The organism is Paraburkholderia sp. BR10141 (genome assembly GCF_056155635.1).
The window spans coordinates 539,604-545,733 of the sequence record NZ_JBMIQH010000001.1 but is presented as its reverse complement, the minus strand read 5'-3'; the positions used below and the strand labels follow the sequence as shown (position 1 = coordinate 545,733).

Here is a 6,130-nt window from a genome sequence, read left to right as displayed (position 1 = left end):
ACACACGACCGGCCAGAGGCAGGCGGTATGCGAACAATATCTGCCCAAGCCCGATGTTCCGGTATTCCGGCCTCGGTTTTTTTGCGGCTTCTGCCATGCTAGACCCCTACTATGTGTTAACACTAATTCGCAATTTTAGCGCCTTTTCATATCGCGCTGCAGCGAAATCGACGTCGGGTACGGCTGGTGGTGCGCGCAAGCAAAGGCACTCTGGGGAAGGCTCCGCGCCTTTTGCGCGGTCGCCCGTCAACTCAAATCGTTCTGATAGTAGTACCCGGTTGTGACATACCATCCGCGGCGCACCTCGACCGGCCGGTCTCCATAGGTATAGGACACGCGCTCGACCGACAGCAAAGGAAAACCTGCGGGCACCTTGAGAAGATCGGCCACCGAGGGCTCCGCGGCCACGGCGCGGATCTTCTCGGTTGCACGAATCATGCGCGTGCCGAATTCCGCTTCGAACATGGCGTAGAGCGGGCCTTTGTACTCGGCGAGGCGCTCGCTCGTGAGCCCGCGGAACACCCCGCCGGGCAGCCAGATTTCGTCGAGCACGGTGCTCTCGCCGTCGAACTGCAAGAGACGCCGGATCAGCACCACCGGGTCCGAGGGCTTGAGGTCGAGCTGCCGCGCGATCTCGGCCGAAGCGCGCAGGCGCCGGCACTCGAGCAGCTTGCTCACGTGCGGGTGCTCCGCGCCGTCATCGGCGAGTAATCTAAGAAAGCGAAACTGGGCGCGCTCTTCGTTGTGCGTTGCAACAAACGTGCCCTTGCCCTGGCGGCGCACCAGCAGATTGTCGGCAGCCAGCTCGTCGATCGCCTTGCGCACGGTCCCCTGGCTCACCTTGTAACGGGCGGCCAGTTCGACTTCGCTGGGGATGATTTCGCCGGGCTTCCATTCGCCGGACTCGAGGCTCTGGGTAATGAGCCCCTTGATCTGCTGGTACAGCGGACTGAAGGTCGGGGACGGCGGAACCGCGGGCGCAGACGCTTGAGCCCCGCTCTCGGGAGCGGTGGAATTCGCGTTACTGGCCGGGTTTGCACTCATGGCGCGCATTTCAACATAAAGCCCCCTACGCATCAAGCATTTTGCCTGCAATAGTTATGTCTTATATAAGACATAAGATACTGTTGACTTTGACCCTGACGACTCCTACACTCCCGATCGAGCAAGGGTTTGCGGGCGGCCTGCATGCTAATTTCAGGAGATGAAAAAGGCATGACGAAGAGGCGCCGCCGGCTGCATCCACCTCGTGGCGAATGCGCCGCGAGCCGCCTTGCACGATGCTGTTCCCTCACGCAGTAAAGGTTTCGATCCGCCCAGCCGGCACGCGTGAGTCGTTGCGCGCCGCGCGTCTGTGGTAGAGCCCGAGCGAGCTGTTGCAGGAGTCGGCACACGCGAAGCGGCCAGCGTCTGGTGTCCCTCGAAGGGCGCCCCGTTCACCTCTTGCCATGTTGCACAGGTTACCGGCACGGCGGTCCGTGCCGGCGGCGCACGCTTCACGGCTTGTCAGTCATGGTCGTTCCAGTGAAGCGCGCACGCCGGCGATCAAGACCGCCTGTTTCACCTACGCTTCGTGTATCGCGCATATAGAATGGCGTTTTACCCTGGCGTCTAACGCATCTTCCTGGAGATTTTCAATGGCTAAGCCCGCAAAGCGCGTTGCCGTCACCGGCGCCGCAGGTCAGATCGCTTACTCCCTGCTGTTCCGCATTGCGAATGGCGACCTGCTCGGCAAGGATCAGCCCGTCATCCTGCAACTGCTCGACCTGCCGCAAGCGCAAGCCGCCGTCAAGGGCGTCGTGATGGAACTGGACGACTGCGCATTCCCGCTGCTCGCGGGCGTGGTCATCACCGACGACCCGAAGGTCGCGTTCAAGGACGCCGACGTCGCCCTGCTGGTTGGCGCACGTCCGCGCTCGAAGGGCATGGAGCGTAAGGACCTGCTCTCGGCCAACGCCGAAATCTTCACGGTTCAAGGCAAGGCGCTGAACGACGTCGCCAGCCGCGACGTGAAGGTGCTGGTCGTCGGCAACCCGGCCAACACGAACGCCTACATCGCCATGAAGTCGGCTCCGGACCTGCCGAAGAAGAACTTCACCGCCATGCTGCGTCTGGACCACAACCGCGCGCTCTCGCAACTGGCCGCCAAGTCGGGCAAGCCGGTAGCTTCGATCGAGAAGCTCGCCGTGTGGGGCAACCACTCGCCGACGATGTACCCCGACTTCCGTGTCGCAACGGCGGAAGGCCAGTCGCTGACCAAGCTGATCAACGACGACGAATGGAACCGCAACACGTTCATCCCGACGGTCGGCAAGCGCGGCGCGGCGATCATCGAAGCGCGCGGCCTCTCGTCGGCAGCTTCGGCCGCCAACGCTGCAATCGACCACGTGCGTGACTGGGTCCTCGGCACGAACGGCAAGTGGGTCACGATGGGTATCCCGTCGGACGGCTCGTACGGCATCCCCGAAGACATCATCTACGGCGTGCCGGTGACCTGCGAAAACGGCGAATACAAGCGCGTGGAAGGCCTCGAAATCGACGCGTTCTCGCGCGAGAAGATGGACGGCACGCTGGCTGAGCTGCTCGAAGAGCGCGAAGGCGTCGCTCACCTGCTCGGCAAGTAAGCCAGCTGGACGAACGGAACGCGCGTTTGACGCCCGTTCCGTTCTGCTTTATGGGCACGCGGGGCAGCCTCCGCGGCCCGCCTCGACCCGATCCGCATGCGCCTTGCCGGCAGGGCGCATGCGAATCCGGTATCTCCTACAAAACTCGACTCCCGACGCCGAAGATGCGCGCCATTCTGCCAGCCGAAGTGCTGTTTGACGGCGAAGCGCCGCCCGCCATCCTGCCCGCATGCGACCACTACGCGGGCAGTGAGAAGCTGATGCTCAAATCGCTCGCGCTGCAGCAGCAGTTGGGCCCGGTATTCGACATCACGCTCGATTGCGAAGACGGCGCGCAGGTCGGCCGCGAAGCCGAACACGCCGAACTCGTGGCGTCGTTCATCGGCGGCGAACACGACCGCTTCGGCCGCATTGGCGTGCGCATCCACGATTTCCATCACCCCCACTGGCGCGACGACGTGCGCATGATCCTGCGCGCCGCGAAGCGCGCGCCGGCCTTCATCACCCTGCCGAAGATCCGCGCCGTGGGCGACGCCGCCGAAATGACGGCGTTCATCGAGGCCACGCGCGTCGAGATGGGCATCGACAAGCCCATTCCCGTTCAATTGCTCGTCGAAACGCATGGCGCACTCGCGCGCGTGTTCGACCTCGCCGCGCTGCGCGGCGTCGAGTCGCTGAGCTTCGGGCTGATGGACTTCGTCTCCGCGCACGACGGCGCGATTCCCGACACGGCGATGCGCTCGCCCGGCCAGTTCGACCACCCGCTCGTGCGCCGCGCGAAGCTCGAAATCGCGGCCGCGTGCCATGCGTTCGGGCGCGTGCCCTCGCACAACGTCAGTACGGAAGTGCGCGACATGGACGTGGTGGCGAACGACGCGCGCCGCGCACGCAACGAGTTCGGCTACACGCGCATGTGGAGCATTCACCCGGCGCAGATTCCCGCAATCGTGGCCGCTTTCGCGCCGCGCGACGAAGAAATCGCGCTGGCCGCCGAAATCCTGCTGGCCGCGCAGCACGCACAATGGGGTCCGACACGCCACGGCGACACGCTGCACGACCGCGCGAGCTATCGCTATTACTGGTCCGTGCTGCGCCGCGCGCGCGCCACGGGCCGCGCCGTGCCGGCCGAAGCGGCGCCGCTGTTCGCGAGCGGGGAGCCGACGCGGGAGTCGGCCTGAAGGCGCGCCGGGAAGACGCAGAAAACGTTTTCAACCTACTGCGCCAAGGCAAACAGGCGCATCGCGCGCCACCTGGCGCAGCGACGGCAGTCACGGACAGTTACAGGCAGTTACTTGCGAACCACGGCGCAAACAACACCGGGCCGGAGAAATTGAAGTTCATGGCGATAAATAGGTGAAAATAGCGTCCGCTGCGCGCTTTCGGGGCGCGCGCAGTGCAAACGGCGGTTGCCTGTTCAACCGCGCACTGATCAACCGCTTTTAGATAGATAAAGGTTTGACACTCATGAAGAAACTGCTGATCGCCGCTGTCATCGGCACGCTGTCCTCGACGCTGATGCTGGCTGCCACCGACGCCGCCGCACAAGGCACGTCGACCACGACCGCCAAGAAGCCGGCTCCGAAGCATCGCATCATCAAGCGCAAGGCCAACCCGGCCAAGGAAGCGAAGATGGATCCGGTCCCGGAAGGCTCGGAGCACTGGAGCTGCGCTGAAGGCGCACAATTCGACCTGAAGGGCGACATGGCGCGTGACCAGATCGTCACCGTTCACTGGGCGAACAAGAACTACAACCTGCCGCGTCAGGTCACGACCACGGGCGCCGACCGCTTCCACGACGCCGCTACCGGCCTCGACCTCGTCGTGATCCCGACGAAGGCCATGCTGTTCTCGGACAAGGACAGCTCGCGTCTGGCCGACGAGTGCAAGACTGTTGCAATGCAGCAAGGCGCAATGGCGCCGACCCAGGCTCAAGCGCTGAACCCGGCTAACCGCGCTCCGGCAGCCGCCAGCGGCGCCGCGGGCCAGTAAGGACCGCAGGATCGCCTCGATGTCCGCCCTGATCTCCAACGTCAGGCCGCAGCCGGACCAGGTACTGGTCGATATCGTCGACTACGTGCTGGGCGGGTTTGCCAAAGACGGGGTTGACAGCGCGCTCGCGCTGACGACGGCCCGGCATTGCCTGATCGATACCCTCGGCTGCGGACTCGAGGCGCTCTCCTACCCCGCCTGCACCAAGTTGCTGGGACCGATCGTGCCGGGCACGATCGTCCCGCACGGTGCGAAAGTGCCGGGCACGCCATTCCAGCTCGATCCGGTTCAGGCCGCGTTCAACATCGGCGCGATGATCCGCTGGCTCGACTTCAACGACACCTGGCTCGCCGCCGAATGGGGCCATCCGTCAGACAACCTGGGCGGCATCCTCGCGACCGCCGACTGGCTCTCGCGCACCGCCGTCGCCCACGGCAAGCCACCACTCACCATGAAGCACGTGCTCGAAGGCATGGTGAAGGCGCACGAGATCCAGGGCTGCATTGCGCTGGAAAACTCGTTCAACCAGGTCGGTCTCGACCATGTGCTACTGGTGAAGCTCGCCTCCACCGCCGTGGTCGGACAAATGCTCGGGCTCACGCGCGACGAGCTGATCAACGCCGTTTCGCTCGCGATGGTCGACGGCCAGTCGCTGCGCACCTACCGCCACGCGCCCAATACGGGCTCGCGCAAGTCGTGGGCCGCAGGCGACGCCACCTCGCGCGCCGTGCGCCTAGCGCTCATGGCGAAAACGGGCGAGATGGGCTATCCCTCGGCGCTCACGGCAAAAACGTGGGGCTTCTACGACGTCTCGTTCAAGGGACAGCCGTTCAGGTTTCAACGCCCCTACGGCACGTATGTCATGGAAAACGTGCTGTTCAAGATTTCGTTCCCCGCCGAATTCCACGCGCAGACCGCTGCCGAAGCCGCGATGACGCTGCACGGCATGCTGGCGCAACGCGGCAAGACGGCTGGGGACATCAAACGCATCACCATCCGCACGCATGAAGCGGCCATCCGCATCATCGACAAGAGCGGCCCGCTTGCCAACCCGGCCGATCGCGACCACTGTATCCAGTACATGGTCGCCGTGCCGCTGATCTTCGGCCGCCTCACCGCCTCCGACTACGAAGACGACGTCGCGAGCGACCCGCGCATCGACGCGCTGCGCGCGAAGACGGTATGCGTGGAAGACCCGCAATTTACGAAGGATTATCACGATCCGGACAAGCGCTCGATCGCGAATGCGCTCACCATAGAGCTCATCGACGGCACGACGCTCGACGAGGTCGTCGTGGAGTATCCGATCGGCCACAAGCGGCGCCGCGAAGAAGGCATTCCGCTGCTGATCGAGAAGTTTCGAATCAACCTCGCGCGCCGCTTCCCCGCGAAGCAGCAGCAGGCGATTCTCGATGTCTCGCTCGACGAGGCGCGGCTTTGCGCCCTGCCCGTCAACGAGTACGTCGACATGTATGTGATCTGAGCAATCAGGCAGGTATCAGTGACAGCAGCAAACG

5 protein-coding genes and 1 pseudogene are annotated in these 6,130 nt (G+C 64.1%); 4 read left to right on the top strand and 2 right to left on the bottom strand.

Translation table 11 applies throughout. The annotated features are described in order from the left end of the window. Both ACOJB8_RS02530 and ACOJB8_RS02525 read right to left on the bottom strand, forming a co-directional pair. A pseudogene (locus ACOJB8_RS02530) lies at positions 1-97 on the bottom strand (succinate dehydrogenase, cytochrome b556 subunit); the annotation flags it as partial. Positions 98-246: 149 nt separating this feature from the next. Further along, the gene (locus ACOJB8_RS02525; protein WP_342946963.1) at positions 247-1,044 is read right to left on the bottom strand and encodes a GntR family transcriptional regulator; all 798 of its coding nucleotides are present in this window, start codon (positions 1,042-1,044) and stop codon (positions 247-249) included. Positions 1,045-1,637: 593 nt separating this feature from the next. Between ACOJB8_RS02525 and ACOJB8_RS02520 the strand changes: the two genes are divergently transcribed. From ACOJB8_RS02520 to ACOJB8_RS02505, 4 genes are all read left to right on the top strand, one after another. Continuing rightward, a complete protein-coding gene (locus ACOJB8_RS02520) occupies positions 1,638-2,624 on the top strand; it encodes a malate dehydrogenase (RefSeq protein WP_069261397.1) in 987 nt (328 codons plus the stop codon). Positions 2,625-2,788: 164 nt separating this feature from the next. Further along, positions 2,789-3,802, top strand: coding sequence for an HpcH/HpaI aldolase/citrate lyase family protein (locus ACOJB8_RS02515; RefSeq protein ID WP_368728113.1), 1,014 nt, complete (start codon positions 2,789-2,791; stop codon positions 3,800-3,802). A 286-nt stretch (positions 3,803-4,088) separates the two neighbouring features. After that, positions 4,089-4,613, top strand: coding sequence for a hypothetical protein (locus ACOJB8_RS02510; protein WP_069261399.1), 525 nt, complete (start codon positions 4,089-4,091; stop codon positions 4,611-4,613). 19 nt (positions 4,614-4,632) lie between these two features. Beyond that, on the top strand, positions 4,633-6,096 hold the full coding sequence (locus tag ACOJB8_RS02505) for a bifunctional 2-methylcitrate dehydratase/aconitate hydratase (protein ID WP_475010933.1): 1,464 nt from the start codon (positions 4,633-4,635) through the stop codon (positions 6,094-6,096). Positions 6,097-6,130 lie beyond the last annotated feature (34 nt).